Raw genomic sequence first — 22,218 nt, forward strand, 5'->3', positions numbered from 1 at the left:
TTAAGTGTAGTTTGGAAACACCAATACTGCATATTATGAGGGCGGATTTAAAAATTACAACTCATCAAATGCTTCAATCGCTTCAGATAGCTTTTTCACACCATGGATTTGCATCCCCTGAATGCCTCCCTTTGGCATATTAGCTGCAGGTACAATTGCTTTAGTGAAACCGTGCTTAAATGCTTCGTTAAGCCTTTCCTGACCACTTGGTACCGGACGAATCTCTCCAGCAAGGCCAACTTCACCAAAAATAACCACATCTTTTGGTAAAGCTCTATCACGAAAACTGGATAGAAGCGCCATCACTAAAGCAAGGTCTGCACTGGTTTCTGTTACCTTAACGCCACCCACCACGTTTACAAACACGTCCTGATCGGCCATTTGCAGGCCGCCATGTTTGTGCAGTACAGCTAGTAACAGAGACAAACGGTTCTGCTCAAGGCCCACCGCAACCCGACGAGGGTTAGCAAGCTGTGAGTAATCCACCAGTGCCTGAATCTCAACAAGCAGCGGCCGGGTACCTTCCCAGACAACCATTACTGAGCTGCCGGAAGTCTCTTCTTCACCACGGGAAAGGAAAATCGCAGAAGGGTTGCTCACCTCTTTGAGCCCTTGCCCTGTCATGGCAAATACCCCAAGTTCATTGACCGCACCAAATCGGTTTTTATGACTGCGAAGCGTTCTGAAGCGGCTGTCTGTTCCACCATCCAAAAGCACCGAACAGTCAATGATATGCTCAAGCACTTTCGGTCCGGCCAACGTGCCATCTTTAGTAACATGACCCACGATAAAGACCGCGACATTGTTTTGTTTTGCATAACGAGTAAGCGCTGTTGCTGACTCACGAACCTGCGCCACACTGCCCGGAGAAGACTGAACATCCGCCACATGCATAACCTGAATCGAGTCAATGACCATAATGCGTGGCTGCTCTTTTTCTGCTACCTGACAAATCTTATCCACGTTGGTTTCTGAAAGCATTTTCAGGTGTTCTTTCGGCAGGCCAAGCCTTGATGCCCGCATTGCAACCTGCTGCAGAGACTCCTCACCTGTGACATACAACGCAGGCATTTGAGAAGAAAGCAAACACATGGTTTGAAGTAACAGTGTTGATTTACCGGCACCCGGGCTACCACCAATCAATATCGCCGCTCCCGGCACCACACCACCACCAAGGACACGATCCAGTTCTTTAAAGCCACTGGTAAAACGGGGAACTTCCTGAAGATCAATTTCAGACAACACTTGAACCGTTGATTCAGTTGCTGAACCCGCATATCCCGTCAAACGCTCGTTCCGTGCCACCTGTGGTGACGCAGCTAAACGCACTTCCGTAATGGTGTTCCATGCACCGCACGCATTACACTGCCCTTGCCAACGAGGAAAATCAGCTCCACAATCATTACAAACGTACGCTCTTTTTACTTTTGCCATTATTTTTATACCAATCACTAAAAGTGCATGAATTTAATAAGAGTTCTAGCTTTTACATCAGAAGTGTCATAAAAACATATCAATAATACTATGTTAAATTCGTTCAACTTATTTAAGTTTCAGCCGTTAACCTAGGTTAGGAACCACACTCTAACAGAAATGATGCAGCAATCTGAAATACTCTCTTTAGTCGAGCGACTTATCCCCGTTTATGGCGCTCCCGATTTTGATGATGTTCTGGAGCAACTAACCGTTGACGCTCCTCCGTCGGCAAAAGTTATTGCCAAAATGGAGCTAAACCGGATTATGGCTCCTTGTATCAAAAACATTGATTTAAGGGGAAAGGTACAGGGTGAATGCCGCGAATATGAACTAGATGGTCGAAGGCATTGGCTGGATGATATTGCGCTCAATTCATACCACCGGAAAGTAAAGCGATATGGTGGCTATACCGAAGGTGTCTGGGAAGCATTAATCAACACCCGTAACAATTTCCGGGTAATGCACCAACAGTCAAAACACCGAGTTAACGAAAATCTCACTGATCCCGAAAGTCCATATAAAGTAGAACCAATACAGCTGGGATTTGCGCTTAAAAGACAAGAAAAGCGCCTTAGAATGGCATCTCAGGTTAGAATGATTTTAAGTGATGGTCAGGAGATACATGCAACCAGTGCCGATCTTTCCAACTCTGGCTTAAAACTAAAAGTACCGACAGCATTCGAGTACAACCTCGGTGAAACATTTCAGGCTGAGTTCACTGAGCTATATGAATCAACGAACCTTGAAGAGCTGAGTAAACCTCTGGCCTACAGAATCATTGGTATCGACGAGTGCTACGAGAACGATAGTATACGTTGGTTAAGGGCGATACGCCTATCTGAAAGCGATGTTCTTCGGTGCGCCATTAACACAATGCTGGACTCCCATGCCAAACGAGCAAATCATGACAATCAGGATAAGGTTATCCGTGCTCGAACACATAGCTATGAGAATGCTTTTGTAAAACACACCACCGCTCTGCCACTGTTTTTCAACGGCACAGAGCTAAAGTACGCGCTTCTGAATGACGTCAACCAGACAACCTGGGATTACTGGCACGACGAACGCAATCAACAATCTATCTCCAACCTACTTAACTCATCAAGACTGCAGGAACTGACGAAACCAGGCATAAGAAACAGTAGTAACGTGATCTACTCTTTCATCCACGACCATCAGGGTAAGTCTTTGTATTACTCGATGATGCTACCCGAGGCAGATCGTCAGGAAAGACAGCTATTCTGGCACCTTGGCGCACGGAGAAACAGTTGGAAAGTTTTTCGCCTGAGTATGTTTGAGCTAAATTCAGAGGAAGTTGCCAGCTTTATCGATGCAACGCCGGACTACGAAGAGAATAAGCTGGAACTAACGCATGTAGGCATTTTGCAGGAAATCTCAGCCAAAGATTCAAGACGCGACTACCTACTCACCGAAAAGCCCAACGTTGAAAGCAGCTTACTCAATAGGTTTCGGCACCCCAGACAGTCAAAACTGGCTCCTAAAGGCATCTATTTCGACGCAGTAACCAGACGCAAAGAGCCGCGTTTCTCCTTGCGCTCACCTGTATCAATACAGGCTAACGGGCTTCAACCATTGTCTGGACATACTGTTAACTTTTCCACTCAAGGTTTGAACATACAACTGACTTCACCTCTAGTATTGCCGGCAAGTACAGAGCTGCAGCTTAGCTTCAGCGAACTTCAGTTATATGACACAACTGTTCCACTGTCTAATGTCCCTTATACCATTATAAGAATTTCACCTGATGGCCTGAATGTTCAGTTAAAAATTGAAGACAGCAGCCGTACTGCAAAAACAGTTAGCTTCCTTAAAAAGTTAATCCAACACAATAAAGGAAAGTTAGAAGAAACACCGGAAAGATTACCCACTGTGGGGTTACTTGATGCCATGTATGACGTTGTGCTGCCTCGTATGGTTAGCGTTCCAATCTACATAGCAAAACAAAAGCAGAACATGTCTCCAGTCGCTATCGGCGTAAACTATCCTCTGTCACCAAGCCTAAAAGTTTTACAAACTTTGGGGCATGCTGGTAAGTTTTCTCTGGAGCCTATATTCAAAAAAAGAAGCAGCCGGCTTTTAAAAGAACCTCTAAGGCCTATCACAAACCCTGAACCAACATACTTCGAGCTTTACTTTGCTGTCATAAAAAACATTCACGGTGATATTGAAGCAATACATACCCGCCTGGAGAGTGAGTTCAGTTCTTTAAAAGAGCGAATCCTATTTATCAAAAAAGCCAAGCAACTTGGAGACTTTTACGCTTTCAGAATGTTTGGACTACCTGTAGCTCAGGATAAGTCTCAGATTCTTACTCAAAAGCTCAAAGAACTTTCATCTGTAGGGGCTCATCATGCAAGAACACTCGAAAAGGAAATTAGGTCACTGGTTGGATATTGTGAGTTGATTGATATATCAGAAGAGGTATTAATTAGACTGGAGCTGACTTAAATGCTCTAAAGCTTATCTCGCGTGTAAGCGTTGAACGCAATAAACAAAGAGCCGCACATGATGCAGCTCTTTCATACTCCCTGTAGAGATTACAGGCTAATTTTTCTATGCTTAGCCATTACACCGGACAATATACATATAACGCCACCAAGAGCACCAAAACGAATAGCAGTTTGAGCCTGCTGTTCTACCTTAGGTTTCGCGTGGTAAGCAATACCAAGACCCGCAGCATCCATCATTACGAGATCATTGGCACCATCACCGACTGCTATAGTATTGCTGATATCGATACCATATTGCTTAGCCAGCGCTTCCACGGTATCTGCCTTGGTCTGAGCGGTAACCACATCCCCAAGTACGTTGCCAGTAAGCTTACCGCCAACGATCTCAAGTTGATTTGACGTTGCGTAGTCCAGATTCAAATGAGCCTTAACATGGTCAGAGAAGTAAGTGAACCCACCAGATGCTATCGCTGTTTTCCAGCCATACTCCTGCAGAGTCGCAATCATCTCTTCGATTTCCGGCATAAACGGTAGCTCACGACGAACCTCTTCCAAAATAGACTCTGGCGCATCTTTTAGTGTTCCTACGCGCTGACGAAGACTCTGTTCAAAATCTAATTCACCTTGCATTGCTCGTTCAGTAACAGCTGAAACTTCTTCACCAACGCCTGCAAGCTTCGCGATTTCATCGATACATTCAATCTGAATAGCAGTGGAGTCCATATCCAGAACTATCAGGCCTGGCTGAGAAAGATCGGGCACATTTGCTAGGTTAGCAAAGTCAATTTTCAGTTCTTTCAGGATCTTTTCTAGTTCCGGCGTAAGAGACCCAGCCATCAAAGCTACGTCATACGAACCCACTCGCCAAATATCTAATACCGGATTGTAGTCCCCGGTATAGAAATCGATATCTTCAAACTGCTGCGGAGAAAGATAAGAGGAAAATACAATCCACTCAGCTTTGCTTTTATCTAGCTGTGTAGAAAAGCGAGTTTCCGGTAGTCGGTTAAGAAGTGGGATTTGTTTACTAATTTTAAGCTTTTTCACGCGTTCCATGCCTGTCGTGTTTACAATGAAACCAACGTTAACCTATTGCAATTTCAAATTGCAAGCGCCAATATGTTCCAAGCTGAAAAAAGGAAATAAACCACCCTATGAAGAGTTCCCTATTCTCATTAAAGATGTTCTTAAAAGGACTTGCTATCATCTTGCTGATTCTTATGTTTCTCTATACAGCAAAAAATAGCGTGGTAATCAGTAAGGAAATGAAAACATCCAGAGCCACCAGTTGGAAACACTTACCAAAGTACTGGTTTCTCAGGCGGCACTCTCAGCCAGCGAGCCTATTGCCAACGATGAGCAGGAACAGCTATTGAAACTCGCATATCAGCTCGCTACTGAAGAGCTGGTATTTGATGTAACCATCTATGATGCGGAAGGTGTAAAGCTCGCCTCCAGCGAAAACGCAAAATCTGCCAGAGAAGTTTTAGGGCTAGATACCCCTTTACAAACCGCGAGTATCGGCCGCATACAATTAGTTGAGCCAGTATTTCATGACAACGCCCAGATTGGCTATGTTCGCATGACATTTGAGAAAGGCAGAGTAACCGCCTTTTCCGACCACCACTACCGTAATAGCGACCGTTATATGTACACCATGATCTTTATGGGGTTCTTGAGTGGTCTGCTTCTGGCAATGATTTTCCGAAGAGCCAAAAAGCCTAAAGGCGAAAACCTGTTACTTCAGGATATGAAGTAATTATTACGTACATAAAAAAAGCGCCTGCATATAAGTATAAGTACAGGCGCTTTTTCGATTCTGTGGAAGAATTAGTCTTCGTCACCTAGTAGAACAGAGTCTAGAGCAATTTCCATCATCTCGTTGAACGTTGTTGCACGCTCATCAGAAGTAGTTTGCTCACCAGTCTTAATGTGGTCAGATACAGTACAGATAGCAAGAGCTTTCGCACCATATTCTGCAGCAACACCGTAGATACCAGCCGCTTCCATTTCAACACCAACGATGCCGTACTTATCCATTACATCGAACATTTCTGGGTCTGGCGTGTAGAAAAGCTCAGCAGAGAACAGGTTACCAACTTTAACGTCGATACCACGTGCTTTCGCTGCTTCTTCAGCCGCTTTAACCATTTTGTAGTCAGCGATTGCAGCAAAGTCGTGATCCTTAAAGCGGATACGGTTTACTTTAGAGTCTGTACACGCACCCATGCCGATTACTACGTCACGAACTTTGATGTCTTCGTTTACTGCGCCACAGCTACCTACACGGATAATTTTCTTAACACCGTAGTCTTTGATTAACTCAGTAACGTAGATTGAACAAGATGGGATACCCATACCGTGGCCCATTACAGAGATCTTACGGCCTTTATATGTACCTGTGAAACCGTACATATTACGTACATCACATACCTGAACTACGTCGTCAAGGAAGGTTTCCGCAATGTATTTCGCACGTAGCGGGTCACCCGGCATCAGAACAACGTCAGCGAAATCACCCATTTCAGCATTAATATGTGGAGTAGCCATGTGTATATTTCCTATTAAATTAACAGTTAAACTTATTTTTCTACATTCAAACTATTGCCCTGTAGCAGAGCTACAGGGCTATCGGGGTTTTTAGAAGAACTTAGTTAAGAAAGCTCTTACCATATTCCATATCAGAAGTACCGAAGTACTCAGCCAGACTCTGGCCAATATCCGCAAATGTTTCGCGGCGACCTAGTGAACCAGCAGGGATTTTCTTACCGTATACAAGCACAGGGATATGCTCACGAGTATGGTCAGTACCTTGCCATGTTGGATCACAACCGTGATCGGCAGTCATAATTAATACGTCATCTTCTTCAAGAATATCCAGAACTTCAGGCAGACGCTTATCAAAGTACTCAAGCGCAGCTGCATAGCCCGCGACATCACGACGGTGACCGTATGAGGAGTCGAAGTCTACAAAGTTAGTGAAGATGATAGTGTTATCAGTTTTCGCTTCCTTGATCTGCTCTAGTGTTGCATCAAACAGATCAGGGATACCTGTCTTCTTGATCTTCTGCGTAATACCACAGTTAGCATAGATATCCGCAATCTTACCGATTGAGATCACTTCGCCGTTTTTCTCTTCAACCAGTTTTTGCAGTACTGTCGGTGCTGGCGGCTCAACCGAAAGATCACGACGGTTACCCGTACGAGCAAACTCACCCGCTTTAGGGCCGATAAACGGACGCGCGATAACACGGCCGATGTTGTAATCTTCAAGCTCTTCGCGAACGATCTGACATAGCTCTAGCAGGTTATCCAAACCGTAGGTTTCTTCGTGACATGCAATCTGGAATACAGAGTCTGCAGATGTGTAGAAGATTGGTTTGCCAGTTGCCATGTGCTCTTCACCCAACTCGTCCAGAACAACTGTACCTGAAGAGTGGCAGTTCCCAAGGTAACCAGGAAGGTTCGCGCGTTCAACGATGCGGTCTAGTAGCTCTTGTGGGAAGCTGTTTTGCTTGTCAGAGAAGTAGCCCCAATCAAACAGAACAGGGACACCAGCAATCTCCCAGTGACCAGACGGGGTGTCTTTACCTGAAGAAAGCTCTGCTGCGTGACCGTATGCACCAATAATCTCTGCATCTTTATCAAGGCCTGCCGGGAAGTTACCCGTAGACTCTTCAGATGCCAGACCCAATCCAACCTTTGAAAGGTTCGGCAGAGTTAAAGGCCCTTTACGTTGCTCATTGTCAGCCAGACCTTGCGCACACTGATCTGCAATATGACCCAGTGTATCTGAGCCAACGTCACCGAACTTATCAGCATCAGCCGTCGCGCCGATACCAAATGAGTCTAAAACTAATATAATCGCTCTTTTCATCATAATCTCCACAGATGTATATCGGTTAAACGTCTTCCGCTCGAATCTCGCGGTATACATCTGGTGTTGCTACGTACGGTTCACTTCCAACGGTTATTGCCTTTTTAAGTGCATCTGCTGCTTCTTGCCACTGAGCTTCACTTCTTGCATGAATCACAGCCAGAGGCTTGTCAGAATCAGCGGTTTCACCCAGGCGAATAAAGTCATCAAAGCCGACCGCATAGTCAATACTATCTGTTGCGACACGGCGACCACCGCCCATACCCACAACAGCCATACCAATTGCTCTTGTATCCATTGCCGAAACAATGCCGCTTTCATCAGCGTATACAGGCTTTATAATTTCAGCCTTTTCTAGATAATTATCGTAGTTCTCGACAAAATCAGCCGGACCGCCAAGACCTTCAACCATCTTACCGAAACATTCTGCCGCTTTGCCGTTATCAAGAACGGCCATAAGCTTGCTTCTCGCTTCTTCTGTATCTTTAGCAAGGTTAGCAAGTACCAGCATTTCTGCACATGAAGCCATCGTAACTTCAAGTAACCTTGGATTACGATATTCACCAGTTAGGAAGCGAACGGCTTCACGGACTTCAACAGCATTACCCGCGGAAGAAGCAAGAACCTGATTCATATCTGTAAGGATAGCCGTTGTTTTGGTACCTGCACCATTTGCTACGGCTACGATTGACTTAGCCAGCTCCTCAGATGCTTCGTAAGTTGGCATAAACGCGCCAGAGCCTACTTTTACATCCATCACCAAAGACTCAAGGCCTGCTGCTAGTTTCTTAGAAAGAATAGAAGCTGTGATTAGTGAAATGTTATCAACGGTTGCAGTAATATCACGGGTCGCGTAAACACGCTTATCCGCCGGAGCTAAATCGCCTGTTTGGCCAATAATCGCTACACCTGCATCCTTAACCACACTACCAAACACCTCGTTAGTTGGTGTGATGTTATAGCCAGGGATCGACTCTAGCTTATCCAGAGTTCCTCCTGTGTGACCAAGTCCACGACCAGAAATCATAGGAACGTAACCACCACACGCTGCCACCATAGGGCCAAGCATCAGAGAGGTAACATCACCGACACCGCCGGTTGAGTGCTTATCAACGATTGGGCCATCAAAATTCATATGGTCCCAGTTTATAACCATGCCTGAATCACGCATCGCACAAGTCAGCGCAATACGTTCTGGCATCGTCATCTCGTTGAAAAAAACAGCCATAGCAAAAGCCGCTATCTGACCTTCAGACACGGTTTCTTTAGCTACGCCTTGAATAAAGAAGTTGATTTCATCCGCTGTAAGAATTTCGCCATCGCGTTTTTTGCGGATAATTTCCTGGGGTAAATACATTAGTTCGTTCTCCAAGCTCTATATTGAGCTCTTTTACATAGGTACAGAGGTTGGAGAAAGCCATTCAATTTTCACTACAGACTTAAAGGATCGTCATTCCTGCGAAGGCAGGAATCTCTAGTTCCGTAGATTTTAAACCAGATCCCTGCCTTCGCAGGGATGACTCAAAATAACTTTCCCCAATAACAAAAGAAACTTAGTAAGCGTTTGGATCCGCTGTTTCTTCTGTTACTTCTAATGTATTTAGTAGGTTAGTTAGCAGGCTTGAAGCACCAAAACGGTAGTGCATATTGTCAGCCCACTCTGCGCCAAGAATGTCATCAGCCATTGCAAGATACTGAGCAGCATCTTCAGCAGTACGAACGCCACCAGCAGGCTTAAAGCCCACTTTGTCAGCAACGCCCATATCACGAATTACTTTTAGCATGATTTCAGCAGACTCAGGAGTTGCGTTTACTGGCACTTTACCAGTTGAAGTCTTGATGAAATCTGCGCCAGCTTCAATTGAAAGCTCAGACGCACGCTTGATTAGAGCTTCCTCTTTTAGCTCACCAGTTTCGATGATAACTTTAAGAAGAATGTCACCACACGCTTCTTTCACTTGCTTCACAAGTTCGAAACCAGTTTTCTCATCACCAGCAATAAGCGTACGGTATGGGAACACTACGTCTACTTCATCTGCACCGTAAGCGATCGCAGCTTTGGTTTCAGCTACAGCAATGTCGATATCATCGTTGCCGTGTGGGAAGTTAGTTACCGTCGCAATACGTACTTCTGTTGTACCTTGCTCACGAAGCGTCTTCTTAGCAATAGGAATAAAGCGTGGGTAAATACAGATTGCAGCTGTGTTGCCAACCGCTGTTTTTGCGTCATGACATAGAGAGATGACTTTTGCATCAGTATCGTCGTCATTTAGCGTGGTTAGATCCATTAGTTTAAGTGCACGTAGAGCTGCAGCTTTTAAATCGCTCATTTCTATCTCCGATCAATATATTCAATTTGTTTACCGAACGCGTACATCTTCCCATCCAGTATAGAAGGTAATTCAGCACTTGCATCCGGGCTACGAAATGAACGGACTTGGTTCCCTGAAGACTCGATACCCGACATTCTGCCTGAGTATCAATTGCTATCCTTGTCACCGCACAGTACCAATTTGGTTCCTGCTCATCTTGAGCATTTGGCACAACAATCTTTGATTGCGGTGTCTTGAGTGTGTATACCAACACACCCTGCATTTTGTGTTCACATGAATGAAAACTTCATCATAAAAAATGTGAACTCATACATTATAGATACTCCCAAGCAATAAGAAAGTGCTACCTGAGAACGCAAACGGTTTGTATCTCAAAAAAGTTGATTTAACTAAAAATAAAACACCGTAGCAATCTCTTGCTACGGTGTTTTCGTTGCTTTAGGTCTTTATCTCAAATTACATTGCAAGAGAGATACAGAAACCAGCAATAGTTGCAGCCATCAGGTTAGATAGTGTACCTGCTGCTACCGCTTTGATACCCATACGAGCGATATCATGACGACGGTTAGGAGCGATACCACCAAGGCCACCAAGTAGGATTGCGATAGATGATAGGTTTGCAAATCCACATAGAGCGAATGAGATGATAGCAGTTGTCTTAACAGACATTACTTCACCAGTTGCAGGGACTACCTGAGCACCTTCACCTACGAATGGTACAAAGTTTAGGTATGCAACGAATTCGTTAACAATTGTCTTCTGACCGATGAATGAACCAGCCAGCGTCGCTTCTTCCCAAGGAACACCGATTAGGAATGCTAGAGGAGCAAAAACGTAACCAAGAATAAGTTCTAGGCTTAGGTTTTCCATACCGATCCAGCCACCGATACCACCAAGCATACCGTTGATTAGAGCAATTAGACCGATAAATGCAATTAGCATTGCACCAACGTTTAGAGCAAGACCAAGACCAGCAGATGCACCACCAGCCGCAGCGTCGATTACGTTAGTTGGTTTGTCGTCACCACCAGAGATGTCTTCGTCGTTTAGATCATCAACGAACTCTTCTGTTTCAGGCTTGATGATTTTAGCGAATAGTAGACCACCAGGTGCTGCCATGAATGATGCCGCTACCAGGTACTCAATAGGCACACCCATTGATGCGTAACCTGCTAGTACACCACCAGCTACAGAAGCAAGACCACCACACATTACCGCGAACAGCTCAGACTGAGTCATTTTAGGAACAAACGGACGAACAACCAGAGGTGCCTCAGTTTGACCTACGAAAATGTTAGCTGCTGCAGACATAGATTCCGCACGAGACGTACCCAGAGCTTTCTCTAGTGCGCCACCAAGAATCTTGATAACCCACTGCATAACGCCCACGTAGTAAAGTACAGAGATTAATGCAGAGAAAAAGATCAACGTTGGTAGTACCTGGAATGCAAAGATGAATCCAAGACCATCAACAGAAAATGTTACCAGGTTACCGAATAGGAACTTAGTACCGTCTTGACCGTAGTTAATTACGTTAGCAACACCCTGGGAGAAACCACCTAAAAGGTCTTTACCCCATGGTACGTAAAGTACAAATGCACCTAGTGCAAATTGGATAGCAAATGCGCCACCTACAGTTCTTAAGTTTATAGCTTTGCGATTGTCAGATAGTAGTACTGCGATACCAAGCAGAACAAACATACCGACTAGGCTCATAACCAGGCTCATGGTATATGACTTCCTTATAGTTAATTTGGCGTGTTACAAAATGGAGCTCAAAAAGCGAGGGCGATTATACTCATACCCCACATTACAAAGTAATACCGACCTCACACTTTAGCATTGCATACACATTCAATTCATTTAATTTTGCGATCAAGATCTCTATTTAAACTCTTTTCATGTACAAATTAAACAGATTTACAGGATCTTATTCACATATACGAAACAAACGTTTGCTATTGACAAAAACCATGCTAGCAACCGTTTGCTCACACTCTTTTCGCAACAAGATTAGTGATTTTAGGATTTCTTTGATGTGCTTTGGATAATTGGGAGTCCCCTGGTATCCACTCACCGGCATATCCGGTGCGTCAGTTTCTAGAACAATTGAAGAAAGTGGTATAGATGCGATGGCATTGCGTGTCTTGTTAGCCCTTTCATAAGTAATTGAACCGCCAACGCCAATATACAGGCCTAGTTTGATGAACTCCTGAGCCTGATGTGCACTACCAGTGAAACCGTGTATTACTCCGGAATTTTTGAGAGGATGTTGTTTAAGGACTTTTATCAGCTCCTGATGGGCTTTTCTGCAGTGTAAGATAAGAGGGAGTTCATAGGCATTAGCGAGTTTTATCTGGCTTATAAGAAGGGCTTTCTGTTGTAATTCTGATTCTCTCGAATGATAAAAATCTAAACCGCATTCACCTATTGCAACACATTTACTTTTCCCGAATTTTAAGCGTCGCTCCAACTCTTCTATGTCATCATCCCGATGTTTATCCAGGAAGTAAGGGTGAAGACCTAAAGCAAAGTAAATGTTCTGTTGGCATTCACTTAATTTTTCTACCCGATCCCAATTAAAAACACCACAACCCGGGACGAGTAGATGACTGACACCGGAAAGTTCTGCCTCGTCTAATACGCTATCTATATCTTGAGAAAGCTCTTCTCTATCAAGATGGCAGTGGGTATCAAATAGCATCACTCTTTTATTCACTTCTTTGTCGTTCTTGCTTAATGGTTCTTCTTTTTTAATTGGTGTACAGCAGCGACCTTGCTCTCTGGTCAGTCCCATTTCTTCGCACCATTTATCGTACTTTTTCACTGCCTCTTTTATTTTTTCCAGCATTTTGACTCCTCAATCCCTCATCGCATTTCTATGGACCAAAATTTTTAGCCATACCAGGTAACAATCTAACTTAACAAATGACAAAAATGTTAAATAACGCCCACTATTTAGTTATCAGTTACATTATTCCTCATACTGATGTGATACATACGCTTTTTTTATTCGAGCAAACGATACACTCGCGTCTTGCGAAACATAATAAGGGCAAAATCATATTTTTTGTTGGTTATCTGCCCAAATTTTAATCATTTTGACTAACCTTAACTGAGGTTAAGTGTAGGACAGAAGCTATCTGGCCGCGTCTACTTTAATGGCGCAGGTTGCTATTTAACTTGAATACAACATAGGGATTATCCAGTGAATAAAGCTACTATTAAACTTTCTGCGCTAGCAATTGCTATCTCCTCTTTTAGCGCATTTGCAGCACCTAAACCAGCTGTTGTTTATGATACAGCAGGTAAATTCGACAAGTCTTTTAACGAAGCAGTTTACAAAAACGGCGTAGAAGTATTTAAAGCTGATAAAGGCGTAGCTGTTCGTGAATTCGAACCTCAGAACGAAGCACAGCGTGAGCAGGGTCTTCGTCGTTTGGCTAGCCGTGGCTTTAGCCCAATCGTTGCTGTTGGTTTCAACATGGCTTCTGCGGTAGAAAAAGTTGCGACTGAGTTCCCAGATATTCAGTTCACTATCATCGATATGGTAGTAGACAAGCCAAACGTACAGTCAATTGTGTTCAAAGAGCACGAAGGCTCATTCCTTGTAGGTGCAGCAGCAGCTAAAGCATCTAAAACTGGTACTGTAGGTTTCGTTGGTGGTATGGACATCCCACTAATTCGTAAGTTCGCATGTGGTTACGAGCAAGGTGCTGTTTATACTAACGCTGACGCTAAAGTGCTTCAGAACATGACTGGTTCTACTCCTGCTGCGTTTGCTGATCCAGCAAAAGGTTCTGAGCTAGCTAAATCTCAGTTCTCTCAAGGTGCTGACGTTATTTATGCGGCAGCTGGTGGTACTGGTCTAGGTGTATATCAGGCTGCTAAAGATGCAGGCAAACTGGCTATCGGTGTTGACTCTAACCAAAACCACCTACAGCCAGGAACTATGCTTACTTCTATGGTTAAGCGTGTTGGTGTAGCAGCATACAACACTTGGGAAGAAGCACTTGAAGGCTCTTGGGCTCCTGGTATCAAAGTACTTGGTCTGAAAGAAGATGGCGTTGCATGGGCTGTTGACGAGAACAACGCTAGCCTCATCACTCCTGAAATGAAAGAGTACGTTGAAGGTCTGAAAGCAGATATCATCGCAGGTAAGATCGTTGTACACGACTACATGGCTGATAACACTTGTACTTACTAATTAGTAAGAGAAGTTTCTAATAATAATATCACGCCGCTGCTCTAAAACAGCGGCGTAGTTACGCTAAAAATAGCTGAATTACTAAGCTAAAGAAGTGTTTGCCAGGTTCTACCACATGTTATTTGCAAGCGCTTATTTAGTTTAGTATTTCACCTCTTAGATCAGGAAAATTACGTGACGATAGTTCAAGACTATGCCATTGAACTAAAAGGAATCGATAAACGCTTTGGAGCGGTACATGCCAACAGAGCAATCGACCTTAGAGTTCCTAAAGGCACTATTCACGGTATTATCGGCGAGAATGGCGCTGGTAAATCTACTCTAATGAGCATTATTTACGGATTCTACCACCCAGACTCCGGCTCAATGCAAGTTAACAATAAAAGCTACACCCCTTCTAACTCTCAGGAAGCCATTGCAGCGGGAATCGGTATGGTTCACCAGCACTTTATGCTTGTTGAGAACTTTACCGTACTCGAGAATATTGTTCTGGGTGCTGAAGGTGGCTGGAAGCTGCAAGAAAGCCTTAGCGCAGCAAGAAAAAAGCTACTTCAAATCGAAAAAGACTACGGTCTGGAAGTTCCGCTTGACGCTATCGTAGGTGAACTACCTGTTGGCTTACAACAGCGTGTAGAGATCCTAAAAGCGCTTTATCGCGATGCTAAGATTCTGATTCTTGATGAGCCAACTGGGGTACTTACTCCACAAGAAGCCGATCACCTTTTTAAGATTCTGGATAAACTGCGCGAACAAGGCACAACTGTCATGATTATCACGCACAAACTGCGTGAAGTGCTAGCTATTACCAACAATATCTCGGTAATGCGCCAGGGACAAATGGTCGATCATGTTGTGACAGCGAATACCAACCAGGAACAGTTAGCTGAGCTAATGGTAGGTCGTAAGGTTCGCTTAAAAGTGGAAAAAGAAGCGGCCCAACCAAAAGATGAGCTAATCAAAATTAAAGACCTTAGCTACTACGACGACGCAGGCGTGCAGAGAGTTAAAGGTATTAACTTTAATGTACGAGCAGGAGAAGTTGTTGGTATCGCGGGTGTATCCGGTAATGGTCAGTCTGAAATACTTGGTCTACTGGCAGGTATTCTGAAGCCTCACTCAGGTGAAATTGAGCTTAACGGCAACAAAATCAGCAGTGAGCTTCCAACCGATCCGCAGCATGTACGTGCTATGGGTGTTGGTCATATCCCTGAAGACCGTCATAAGCAGGGCTTGATCAATAAGTTTGAAGCTCAGGAAGCTTATATCCTTGGCTATCACCACTTACCTAAGTACAACAAAGGTTTCTTACAAGATAAGAAGGCAATCGAAGAGCATTGCCAACAGAGCATGGACAAATGGGATGTTCGTCCTAACGATGTGAATCTGAAAACTGCAAACTTCTCTGGTGGTAACCAGCAGAAACTGGTTATTGCACGTGAGATGGAAGAGAATCCAGACGTGTTATTGGTTGGTCAGCCAACGCGTGGTGTTGATATCGGTGCTATCGAATATATCCACCAGCAGGTGATTGCGGGTCGTGATGCAGGCAAAGCGGTTCTTCTGGTTTCTGTAGAGCTGGATGAAATCATGAGCCTTGCAGACCGTATTCTTGTTGTGTTCGACGGCTCTATAGTTGGTGAAGTTAGCGCAGAACAGGCTGATGAGAAGACGCTTGGTCTGATGATGGCTAATATCGTTCCAGATCACCTTAAAGACCAGCAAACTCAGGGAGACGTATCATGAGTCAGGCAAAAGTCCCTGCATGGGTGAACGTTGCGCTGTTACCAGCGGTAAACGTTGCGGTAGCCTTCTTAGTGTCTGCCCTGTTATTTATCTATATTGGTATTAACCCTATCGATGCAGCCAAGACAATGTGGATTGGTGCGTTTGGTTATGCCGAAGGCTTTGGCTATACACTTTACTACGCGACTGGTTTTATCTTTACCGGTCTTGCCGTTTCCGTAGCTTTCAATGCAAGCCTATTTAATATCGGTGGTGAAGGTCAGGCTTATATTGGTGGTCTGGGTGTTGGTCTTGTTTGTTTGACCCTTGGTGAAGTGGCTCCCTGGTATATCGTATTCCCGGTAGCCGTAGTCGCTGGTGGTCTGTTTGGTGCAGCGTGGGGCTTTATCCCTGCTTACCTACAGGCAAAACGTGGTTCACATATCGTTATCACCACCATCATGTTTAACTTCATTGCTGCCTCACTGATGGCGTACCTTCTGGTTGATGTACTTAAACCAGATGGCACTATGGCAACAGAAAGCCGCGTATTTGCAGCCAGCAGCTGGCTACCAAAGATGCACGAAGTTCTAGCTGTGTTTGGCATCCAGATGGAAGCAAGCCCGCTTAACCTAAGCTTTATATTTGCACTGCTATGTTGTGTGTTTGTATGGTTGTTTATGTGGCATTCACGCTGGGGCTATGAAATCCGTTCTATCGGTGCAAACCCATCAGCTGCTGGGTACGCTGGTATTAACTATGTAAAAGTCGTTGTACTTACCATGGCTGTATCAGGCATGCTTGCAGGCTTCTTTGGCTTAAACGTTCTTCAAGGGGAACTTCACCAGATCAAGCTGAACTTTGTTGAAGGCTTCGGTTTTACTGGTATCGCGGTAGCACTTATGGGCCGTAACCACCCGGTTGGTGTATTGCTGGCAAGTTTGCTATTTGGCTTCCTATATCAGGGTGGTGCAGAGCTAAGCTTTGAGTACGGTGTTGACCGAAACATCGTTGTTGTATTGCAGGGTTTGGTAATCCTCTTCTCTGGGGCGCTTGAACATATGTTCAGACCAACACTTGAGAAAACTTACCTTAAACTGTTTGCTAAAGCAGGGAATGGAGCGGCTTAATTATGTTTGAAACCATTATTCTTATGCTTGACGCAACTATTCGTGTTGCGACTCCTCTTATCCTTGCATCACTTGCTGGTATGTTCAGTGAGCGCTCGGGTGTTGTTAACATCGCACTGGAAGGTAAGCTTCTTGCTGCAGCATTTGCCGGAGCGGCTACCGCATACGAGACCAACTCAGCCATGCTTGGTCTAATGGCAGGTGTTTCTGTTTCTGTACTGCTATCGCTACTGCATGGTTTTGCCTCTATCACTCACCGTGGTGATCAGGTAGTAAGTGGTATGGCGATCAATATTCTGGCTGCTGGCTTGACAGTAACTCTTGGTCGTCACTGGTATCACCAGGGTGGTCAGACACCAGCACTGTCTGGTGATGGTCGTTTCGCACCAATCAACTTCCCATTCGCAGAAGAGTTAGCTGATACACCAGTCATTGGCCTGCTTTACTCTGAACTTCTAAGTGGTCACTCATTTATCGAGTATCTGGTTATCCTGGTTGTGCCACTGGCATGGTTTATCATGTTCCGTACTCGCTTTGGTCTTCGCTTGCGTGCAGTAGGTGAATCTCCATCAGCGGTAGATACCGCCGGTATTTCTGTTGTTGGCATGCGATACGCGGGTGTGCTTATCTGTGGTATTTTGGTTGGCTTAGGCGGTGTATATCTGTCAGTTGGTCAAACGGCGCAGTTTATTCCTAACATGAGTGCAGGTAAGGGCTATATGGCTCTGGCAGCGCTTATCTTCGGTAAGTGGCGTCCATTTACTGCAATGGGTGCATGTTTGCTATTTGGCTTCCTGGATGCGCTGGCAATTCGTCTTCAGGGCGTAAGCATCGGCGACTTCCCTATCCCGGTTCAGGCAATCGAAGCGATACCGTATGTACTAACAGTATTCCTTCTTGCTGGCTTTATCGGTAAGGCAGTTGGTCCAAAAGCTGTTGGTATTCCATATACCAAAGAAAGGGAATAAGTTTCCTTCGAGTAAAAAAGCAAAACGGAGCCGATTGGCTCCGTTTTTGTTTTTACTGCTCTGGCTTGCAAGAATGGTTCAGGTTGTTCCGGAGTAAAGCCTACTTTTCAGGGAAGAAAAGTCGGAGCGTACATGGATGTACTTGCAGCGTCTTTACGCAGGAATATCCTGAGCCTTTTCCTCACTCCTGTGCTTAACGTTGGAATGAGAAGGCTATTCAACCAGATCCCGGACTTAGCTTAGGCTCATCCGGGATGACGTTTAAGTCGATTAGTGCTCCCGTGTAGCGCGGAAATCAACTTCAGGGAAACGTTCTTTCGCCAGGTTCAGGTTAACCATTGTTGGCGCAACGTAAGAAAGGTTATCGCCGCCATCCAGTGCCAGGTTAGCCTGATTCTTACGCTTAAACTCTTCCAGTTTCTTCTCATCGTCACATTCAACCCAACGAGCAGTTGCAACGTTTACGCTTTCATAGATAGCTTCTACGTTGTACTCAGACTTAAGACGAGCAACAACCACATCAAACTGAAGTACACCAACCGCACCAACGATCAGATCGTTATTCTGTAGCGGACGGAATACCTGTACTGCACCCTCTTCAGAAAGCTGTACCAGACCTTTAAGAAGCTGCTTCTGCTTCAAAGGATCCTTCAGACGAATACGACGGAACAGTTCCGGCGCAAAGTTTGGAATACCAGAGAATTTAAGTGCTTCACCCTGAGTGAAGGTATCACCAATCTGGATTGTGCCGTGGTTGTGAAGGCCGATGATATCACCTGCATACGCGTTCTCAGCGCGAGAACGATCACCCGCCATAAAGGTTACTGCATCAGAGATATTGATCTGCTTACCAAGACGAACATGGTTCATCTTCATACCCTGCTTGTATGTACCAGATACAATACGCATAAATGCGATACGGTCGCGGTGTTTAGGGTCCATGTTAGCCTGAATCTTAAATACGAAGCCCGAGAACTTCTCTTCTGTCGCTTCTACTTCACGCTCATTCGCTTGACGTGGTAACGGCGTTGGAGCCCATTCTGTTAGGCCATCAAGCATATGATCGACACCGAAGTTACCAAGTGCTGTACCGAAGAATACAGGTGTCAGCTCGCCACTCATAAACAGTTCCTGATCGAACTCATGAGATGCACCAAGAACTAATTCAAGCTCTTCACGTAGTTGCTCAGCTAGTTCTTCACCAACAGCTTCATCCAACTCAGGGTTATCCAGACCTTTAATGATCTTCTCTTCCTGAATCGTGTGACCCTGACCTGTTGTATAAAGGATCGCTTCATCACGGTGGATATGGTAAACACCTTTAAACTCTTTACCACAACCAATTGGCCATGAAACTGGCGCACAAGCGATTTTCAACTCGCTCTCAACCTCATCCAGCAACTCCATTGGGTCACGGATATCACGGTCAAGTTTGTTCATAAAAGTAACGATTGGAGTATCACGCAGACGCGTAACTTCCATTAGCTTACGGGTACGATCCTCTACACCTTTCGCTGCATCAATTACCATCAGGCATGAGTCAACTGCGGTTAGAGTACGATAAGTATCTTCCGAGAAGTCTTCGTGTCCCGGAGTATCCAGCAGGTTTACCAGACACTCGTTGTATGGGAACTGCATCACGGATGTGGTTACCGAGATACCACGCTCTTTTTCCATCTCCATCCAGTCAGATTTTGCATGCTGGCTTGAACCACGGCCTTTTACCGTACCTGCAGACTGAATCGCGCGTCCGAAAAGAAGCACTTTTTCAGTAATGGTTGTTTTACCCGCATCCGGGTGGGAGATGATAGCGAAGGTTCTGCGCTTAGAAACTTCGCCTAAAAATGGCGCGTTAGACATGAATTAAATTCTTCTCGTTGCTTGCAGATTCCGCAGATCATGGCGGATTCTGATTGTGACTCTAAAATTGGCGCTTATTTTGGCCGATCTTGGTCGTTTTAACAATCAATCTAAGAAGAAAAACAGTTAATCTGATTAGAAACTTTGGCTCAAGCAAGCATCAGGAAAAAGAGAAGAACAGATAGCTCATAATAATGGCATCCTCTTTTCCATTGTCTGCTGGGTAATAATCCCTTCTTCTGTCAACTTCATTAAAGCCAATAGACTGGTACAAAGAGTGTGCCACCTGATTGCTCTCTCTCACTTCCAGCCAGGCACTCTCTGCATCGTTCTGCTCACATACATCCAGGAAATGCTCCATCAGAATTCGACCAAGCCCTTTCCCCTGCTGTGAAGGCGCTATCGCGATATTCAGTAAGGTAACTTCACCTACAATATTCTGCGCATAGAAGTAGCCAACAACTTCACCGGATTCGCTAACTAACGAATAATGACATGCACCCCGACTAGAAAGGTCATTGATCATTTTTTGAGACCAGGGATGAGAATGTGCAGAGCACTCTATTTGCCATATCTGGCTCAGGTGCTCCTGCTTCATCGGAGTTAATTTATACGTCATAAGAACAAATTTGTTGCCACAGAGCACGGCGCTCTTGATTGTTGCCATCAATATCTGAAAGCAGAGGGGAAGAAAGTGTGTTGCTGCCTTCAAGTTCGGTTGGCTCACACCCGGCAAACCAGACCCACTTCAGATCATTGTATTTTAGTTGTGCCAGTTGCTCTGGATACAAATGTCGGGCATCCGCAAGAGTTAGCTTGATACTTTTGAGCACTTTCTCAAACATATCTAGCAAGGCCCCTTCCGGCTTTACTGGGGAGATAAGTAAAAGAACGCACTCATTCTCAAGTTCGATCTTCTCTGTTGTAATGCCTTCTAGCCGCTCTGGATGGACAAGCTCCCAGCATTCAATGCCCATCTCTTTAAGATAGGCTGATTCTTTATCTGACATGGTGTTGTAACAATATTGCGTTAATTACAGTTCCTGAAACTCAGGACTGTATTGGATCTGCCCTTGCTTGTCAGCAAAAACTCCTGGATGAAGTTCTGCGGCTCTAAATACACCTTGAGGAACTTCCCATTCGCAGGAAAATCCAAATTCAGCTGCATCTCTAAAACCAAACTTGCTGTAAAAATCAGGATCGCCAAGCACCACACAGCCATCGTATCCGAACTGGAAAAGAGACTCTAAACCTTGTTCGATCAGCTCACGGGCAACCCCTTGGTTACGATATTCCTCTTTTACTGCGATAGGAGCCAGGCCTTGCCAGCCGAAGTCTTCACCATCTAACGTAACAGGGCTGAAAATAACATAGCCAACCACTTCACCTTCATCACTACAGGCGACAAGAGCAAGGGTTAGCTTCCCGTTTTCTCTCAGCTTCATAACCAGGTTTGCTTCAGCATCTGTTTCAAATGCCGATTTCAACAATACATCAACCGGAAGGATGTCGGCAGGAGCCTCAGTTCGAATAAGCATTAGATACTCCGGTTTCGATTTCTGGATTCAGACCCTTCTGAACAAAATCAGCTAACTGATTCATCATAACTTGCATAGGTTTTGGCAAGGCATCAAGGTCAACGCTGTCCATTAGGTTTTTAACTTCGAGCCCTAATTCAGTATCACCTTCAATACTTAATCTGCGCTGGAAAAACAGTGTGTCGGGATCTTCTTTGCGGCCAGCAATCAGTACAAGGTCATTCAAACAACCGGAAAAGCTAACATCTTCTTGTTCCACTTTATCGGATACAACCAGCTTTTCATCCTGATAGCTAATAAACCACTCTAAATTTAGATCTTTTACAGAGACTTTTAGCCACTTATCTTCCAGGAATTCAAAATCCCCATCTTCAAGTGCTTCATGAAAAACCTGCTTTAGCCCTTCAAGTAACACTTTAACTTGTAAGTGATTAGGTAAAAAGTGGACTGGATATCTCAAAATCTCAGCAGCATTATTAACCAGATGCGTTCGAATCTTGTTTAACACACATATTTTCCGTAAGTTGTTTCTTCAATTCCGCCATAATAGTGGATATTGCAGGAGAATTCCTGTCATGTATCAAAAAAGTGCATCAGACAGCAAAGCTATACCTACAGACACTTTCACATCTACCT

At 44.6% G+C, this 22,218-nt stretch carries 18 protein-coding genes and 1 pseudogene; 6 read left to right on the plus strand and 13 right to left on the minus strand.

The features are described 5' to 3' along the window. Positions 1-54: 54 nt before the first annotated feature. Complete coding sequence (gene radA / locus P7F88_RS23650; protein ID WP_277828861.1) at positions 55-1,434, minus strand: DNA repair protein RadA; 1,380 nt, start codon at positions 1,432-1,434, stop codon at positions 55-57. Between the two features lie 162 nt (positions 1,435-1,596). Here radA and P7F88_RS23655 point away from each other — a divergent pair, with 162 nt between their 5' ends. Next, positions 1,597-3,945 carry a PilZ domain-containing protein gene (locus tag P7F88_RS23655; RefSeq protein ID WP_277829265.1) on the plus strand — a complete coding sequence of 783 codons (2,349 nt, stop codon included), beginning with the start codon at positions 1,597-1,599 and terminating at the stop codon, positions 3,943-3,945. An 89-nt stretch (positions 3,946-4,034) separates the two neighbouring features. On the opposite strand, the gene serB is transcribed toward P7F88_RS23655, so the two are convergent. Next, the gene (serB, locus tag P7F88_RS23660) at positions 4,035-5,003 is read right to left on the minus strand and encodes a phosphoserine phosphatase (RefSeq protein ID WP_277828863.1); all 969 of its coding nucleotides are present in this window, start codon (positions 5,001-5,003) and stop codon (positions 4,035-4,037) included. A 98-nt stretch (positions 5,004-5,101) separates the two neighbouring features. Between serB and P7F88_RS23665 the strand changes: the two are divergent. After that, positions 5,102-5,706 (plus strand): annotated as a pseudogene (locus P7F88_RS23665) (YtjB family periplasmic protein). A gap of 71 nt (positions 5,707-5,777) precedes the next feature. Here P7F88_RS23665 and deoD read toward each other — a convergent pair. The 6 genes from deoD to P7F88_RS23695 all read right to left on the minus strand — a co-directional run bounded on the left by deoD (position 5,778) and on the right by P7F88_RS23695 (position 13,008). Then, entirely contained in the window at positions 5,778-6,497 is a 720-nt protein-coding gene (deoD, locus tag P7F88_RS23670; RefSeq protein ID WP_277828864.1) for a purine-nucleoside phosphorylase, read from the minus strand. 100 nt (positions 6,498-6,597) lie between these two features. After that, positions 6,598-7,824, minus strand: coding sequence for a phosphopentomutase (locus P7F88_RS23675; RefSeq protein ID WP_277828866.1), 1,227 nt, complete (start codon positions 7,822-7,824; stop codon positions 6,598-6,600). A 25-nt stretch (positions 7,825-7,849) separates the two neighbouring features. Continuing rightward, positions 7,850-9,181 (minus strand): thymidine phosphorylase, encoded by a 1,332-nt coding sequence (gene deoA / locus P7F88_RS23680; RefSeq protein ID WP_277828868.1) that lies wholly within the window; start codon positions 9,179-9,181, stop codon positions 7,850-7,852. A gap of 196 nt (positions 9,182-9,377) precedes the next feature. Beyond that, positions 9,378-10,154, minus strand: coding sequence for a deoxyribose-phosphate aldolase (deoC, locus tag P7F88_RS23685; RefSeq protein ID WP_277828870.1), 777 nt, complete (start codon positions 10,152-10,154; stop codon positions 9,378-9,380). A 459-nt stretch (positions 10,155-10,613) separates the two neighbouring features. Continuing rightward, entirely contained in the window at positions 10,614-11,885 is a 1,272-nt protein-coding gene (locus P7F88_RS23690) for a NupC/NupG family nucleoside CNT transporter (protein WP_277828871.1), read from the minus strand. A gap of 202 nt (positions 11,886-12,087) precedes the next feature. Then, positions 12,088-13,008, minus strand: coding sequence for a TatD family hydrolase (locus tag P7F88_RS23695; protein ID WP_277828873.1), 921 nt, complete (start codon positions 13,006-13,008; stop codon positions 12,088-12,090). 357 nt (positions 13,009-13,365) lie between these two features. On the opposite strand from P7F88_RS23695, the gene P7F88_RS23700 reads away from it, so the two are divergent. From P7F88_RS23700 to P7F88_RS23715, 4 genes are all read left to right on the plus strand, one after another. Further along, positions 13,366-14,364, plus strand: a complete 999-nt coding sequence (locus tag P7F88_RS23700) for a BMP family lipoprotein (RefSeq protein ID WP_277828876.1) — start codon at positions 13,366-13,368, stop codon at positions 14,362-14,364. A 174-nt stretch (positions 14,365-14,538) separates the two neighbouring features. Beyond that, complete coding sequence (locus tag P7F88_RS23705) at positions 14,539-16,107, plus strand: ABC transporter ATP-binding protein (protein ID WP_277828878.1); 1,569 nt, start codon at positions 14,539-14,541, stop codon at positions 16,105-16,107. Next, the gene (locus P7F88_RS23710; protein ID WP_277828880.1) at positions 16,104-17,216 is read left to right on the plus strand and encodes an ABC transporter permease; all 1,113 of its coding nucleotides are present in this window, start codon (positions 16,104-16,106) and stop codon (positions 17,214-17,216) included. The genes P7F88_RS23705 and P7F88_RS23710 overlap by 4 nt, the downstream gene beginning before the upstream one ends. A 2-nt stretch (positions 17,217-17,218) precedes the next feature. Then, the gene (locus P7F88_RS23715) at positions 17,219-18,184 is read left to right on the plus strand and encodes an ABC transporter permease (protein WP_277828882.1); all 966 of its coding nucleotides are present in this window, start codon (positions 17,219-17,221) and stop codon (positions 18,182-18,184) included. 270 nt (positions 18,185-18,454) lie between these two features. On the opposite strand, the gene prfC is transcribed toward P7F88_RS23715, so the two are convergent. The 5 genes from prfC to ubiT form a co-directional block, all read right to left on the minus strand. Beyond that, complete coding sequence (prfC, locus tag P7F88_RS23720; protein ID WP_277828884.1) at positions 18,455-20,044, minus strand: peptide chain release factor 3; 1,590 nt, start codon at positions 20,042-20,044, stop codon at positions 18,455-18,457. A 160-nt stretch (positions 20,045-20,204) separates the two neighbouring features. Next, positions 20,205-20,663 carry a ribosomal protein S18-alanine N-acetyltransferase gene (rimI, locus tag P7F88_RS23725; protein WP_277828886.1) on the minus strand — a complete coding sequence of 153 codons (459 nt, stop codon included), beginning with the start codon at positions 20,661-20,663 and terminating at the stop codon, positions 20,205-20,207. Further along, positions 20,653-21,054, minus strand: a complete 402-nt coding sequence (locus P7F88_RS23730) for a DNA polymerase III subunit psi (RefSeq protein ID WP_277828888.1) — start codon at positions 21,052-21,054, stop codon at positions 20,653-20,655. Before P7F88_RS23730 ends, rimI begins: the two co-directional genes overlap by 11 nt. 24 nt (positions 21,055-21,078) lie before the next feature. Further along, complete coding sequence (locus tag P7F88_RS23735) at positions 21,079-21,582, minus strand: GNAT family N-acetyltransferase (RefSeq protein ID WP_277828890.1); 504 nt, start codon at positions 21,580-21,582, stop codon at positions 21,079-21,081. Beyond that, positions 21,566-22,090, minus strand: a complete 525-nt coding sequence (ubiT, locus tag P7F88_RS23740) for a ubiquinone anaerobic biosynthesis accessory factor UbiT (protein ID WP_277828892.1) — start codon at positions 22,088-22,090, stop codon at positions 21,566-21,568. The genes P7F88_RS23735 and ubiT overlap by 17 nt, the downstream gene beginning before the upstream one ends. Between the last annotated feature and the right edge of the window lie 128 nt (positions 22,091-22,218).

The sequence above is a fragment of the Vibrio hannami genome, from assembly GCF_029589055.1.
Lineage (GTDB): Bacteria > Pseudomonadota > Gammaproteobacteria > Enterobacterales > Vibrionaceae > Vibrio > Vibrio hannami.